Genomic DNA, 3,382 nt, shown 5'->3' with positions numbered 1-3,382 from the left:
AGTTTTAGACATTGCGGCGCGTGTCACTGAATGATAAAACCGATATCCACAGTTATAACTTATGGCTTTTAGCGTGGTGAGGGGAAATGGCTCAGGTCTTTAATTTTAGTTCAGGTCCGGCAATGTTACCGGCGGAAGTGCTCAAACAGGCTCAACAGGAGCTGTGTGACTGGAACGGTCTGGGCACGTCAGTGATGGAAGTCAGCCACCGTGGTAAAGCGTTTATTGAGGTGGCAGAAGAGGCAGAAGCAGATTTTCGTTTCCTGCTGAATATCCCCTCAAATTACAAAGTATTATTCTGCCACGGCGGCGGACGCGGTCAGTTTGCGGGCATTCCACTGAACCTGCTGGGTGACAAAACCACTGCGGATTATGTCGACGCTGGCTACTGGGCGGCAAGCGCAGTAAAAGAAGCACACAAATACTGCTCCCCGAACGTGATCGATGCCAAAGTTACTGTCGATGGTTTACGTGCGGTGAAGCCGATGAGCGAATGGCAGCTCTCCCAGGATGCTGCCTACCTGCACTACTGCCCGAATGAGACCATCGACGGCATTGCCATCCACGAAGAGCCAAACTTTGGCGAAAACGTGGTTGTCACAGCGGACTTCTCCTCTACCATTCTCTCTTCGCCGCTGGATATCAGCCGCTACGGCGTAATCTATGCCGGCGCACAGAAAAACATCGGCCCGGCAGGCCTGACGCTGGTGATCGTGCGTGAAGATTTACTGGGTAAAGCCCACAAGTCTTGCCCGTCGATTCTGGATTACACCGTGCTGAACGATAACGACTCGATGTTCAACACCCCGCCGACTTTTGCCTGGTACCTCTCTGGCCTGGTCTTTAAATGGCTGAGAAACAACGGCGGCGTGGCGCAGATGGATAAGATCAACCAGCAGAAATCTGAACTGCTGTATAGCGTGATCGACGGCAGCGACTTCTACCGTAATGACGTCGCCAAAGCTAACCGTTCCCGCATGAATATCCCGTTCCAGCTGGCCGACAGCAATCTCGATAAACTGTTCCTGGAAGAGTCCTTCGCCGCAGGCCTGCACGCGCTGAAAGGCCACCGTGTCGTCGGCGGGATGCGTGCTTCTATTTATAACGCCATGCCGCTCGAAGGCGTTAAGGCCCTGACCGACTTCATGACTGACTTCGAACGTCGCCACGGTTAATTGTGACCCTGTTTACCCCGCGGCCAGGCTGCGGGGTTTTTATTATGTTGAATTGAGAGTTAAGTTTCATGGAATCCCTGACGTTACAACCTATCGCGCGGGTAGATGGCACCATTAATCTGCCTGGTTCAAAAAGTGTCTCGAACCGCGCCTTGCTGCTGGCAGCGCTGGCAAACGGCACCACTGTTCTCACTAACCTGCTGGACAGCGATGACGTTCGCCATATGCTCAATGCGCTGAAAGCGTTGGGAGTCCACTATACCCTGTCTGCCGATCGCACTCGCTGCGAAGTCACCGGCAATGCCGGGGCACTGCAATCCGCTGACGCGCTGGAATTGTTCCTCGGAAATGCCGGTACGGCAATGCGCCCGCTGGCGGCGGCGCTGTGTCTGGGTAGCAACGACATCGTGCTGACGGGTGAACCGCGCATGAAAGAGCGTCCGATTGGCCATCTGGTGGACGCGCTGCGTCAGGGCGGCGCGCAGATTGATTATCTGGAGCAGGAAAACTATCCGCCGCTGCGCCTGCGTGGTGGCTTTACCGGTGGCGACGTGGCGGTAGACGGCAGCGTCTCGAGCCAGTTCCTCACCGCGCTGCTGATGACGGCACCGCTGGCACCGCAGAACACCACCATCACCATCAAAGGTGAGTTGGTTTCCAAACCTTATATCGATATCACGCTGCATCTGATGAAGACCTTCGGTGTGGACGTTGAAAACCACAGCTACCAGCGTTTCGTGGTGCGCGGCGGGCAGCAGTACCAGACGCCGGGTCATTACCTGGTGGAAGGCGATGCCTCATCGGCCTCTTACTTCCTCGCCGCAGGCGCCATTAAGGGCGGTACCGTCAAAGTGACCGGTATTGGCCGCAACAGCGTGCAGGGCGATATTCGCTTTGCCGATGTGCTGGAGAAGATGGGCGCAATGGTCACCTGGGGCGATGACTTCATCTCCTGTACCCGTGGTGAACTGAACGCTATCGATATGGACATGAATCATATCCCCGATGCGGCGATGACCATTGCCACTGCGGCACTGTTTGCCAAAGGCACGACCACGATGCGCAACATTTACAACTGGCGCGTGAAAGAGACCGATCGCCTGTTCGCGATGGCCACTGAGCTGCGTAAAGTAGGAGCCGAGGTGGAAGAGGGCGAGGACTACATTCGCGTAACGCCACCGGCACAGCTGCAGGCTGCGGAAATTGGCACCTATAACGACCACCGCATGGCGATGTGTTTCTCGCTGGTGGCGCTGTCGGATACGCCAGTCACCATTCTTGATCCGAAATGCACCGCGAAAACCTTCCCGGACTATTTCGAGCAGTTGGCGCGTATCAGTACACTTGCCTGATGATCCCCAGCCGCACCGCCCGGTGCGGCATCTTATTTGCTTACGCTTCCTGACATCATCATCGTCCAATTCTTCTACACTCAGCTTCAAACATTTCGTAATTTACATGCAAAGGTAACAGTTGTGCGCATTGACGCGTATAATGCGCGGCGTTTACACAACGGTATGCCTACTTTAAGGAGAAAAAGATGACGGCAATTGCCCCGGTTATCACCATTGACGGGCCGAGTGGAGCAGGTAAAGGAACTCTGTGCAAAGCGATGGCGGAAGCATTGCAATGGCATCTTTTAGATTCAGGCGCAATCTATCGTGTGCTGGCGCTGGCTGCTTTGCATCACCATGTTGATGTGGCCTCTGAAGAGGCGCTGGTGCCGCTGGCCGCCCATCTGGACGTGCGTTTTGTCTCCACCAACGGCAATCTGGAAGTGATTCTGGAAGGGGAAGACGTGAGCGGTGAGATCCGCACCCAGGACGTGGCGAACGCCGCTTCTCAGGTCGCCGCGTTCCCGCGCGTTCGCGAGGCACTTTTACGTCGCCAGCGCGCCTTCCGGGATGCGCCGGGTTTGATCGCTGACGGACGCGACATGGGGACCGTGGTTTTCCCTGATGCGCCGGTGAAAATTTTCCTTGACGCTTCCTCGGAAGAGCGTGCGCAGCGCCGTATGCTACAGTTGCAGGAAAAGGGCTTTAGTGTTAACTTTGAACGTCTTTTGTCCGAGATAAAAGAACGCGACGACCGCGACCGTAATCGCGCCGTTGCGCCGCTTGTTCCCGCAGATGATGCATTAGTTCTGGATTCTACCAGTTTAACTATTGAGCAAGTGATTGAAAAAGCGCTACAATATGCGCGCCAAA

The 3,382-nt window shown here is 55.3% G+C and carries 3 protein-coding genes; all 3 read left to right on the top strand.

The window, feature by feature from the left end:
- Positions 1 to 86: 86 nt before the first annotated feature.
- Entirely contained in the window at positions 87 to 1,175 is a 1,089-nt protein-coding gene (gene serC / locus RT340_RS22345) for a 3-phosphoserine/phosphohydroxythreonine transaminase (protein ID WP_059308372.1), read from the top strand.
- A 68-nt stretch (positions 1,176 to 1,243) separates the two neighbouring features.
- The gene (gene aroA / locus RT340_RS22340) at positions 1,244 to 2,527 is read left to right on the top strand and encodes a 3-phosphoshikimate 1-carboxyvinyltransferase (RefSeq protein WP_077227505.1); all 1,284 of its coding nucleotides are present in this window, start codon (positions 1,244 to 1,246) and stop codon (positions 2,525 to 2,527) included.
- A gap of 188 nt (positions 2,528 to 2,715) precedes the next feature.
- Positions 2,716 to 3,382: (d)CMP kinase (gene cmk / locus RT340_RS22335; RefSeq protein WP_313377844.1), on the top strand; the 667-nt coding region annotated here is incomplete at its 3' end.

This window comes from Pantoea sp. CTOTU50773, from assembly GCF_032082325.1.
Lineage (GTDB): Bacteria > Pseudomonadota > Gammaproteobacteria > Enterobacterales > Enterobacteriaceae > Pantoea > Pantoea communis.
The sequence above is the reverse complement of the archived record's forward strand: the minus strand, read 5'-3'. Positions and strand labels throughout refer to the sequence as shown.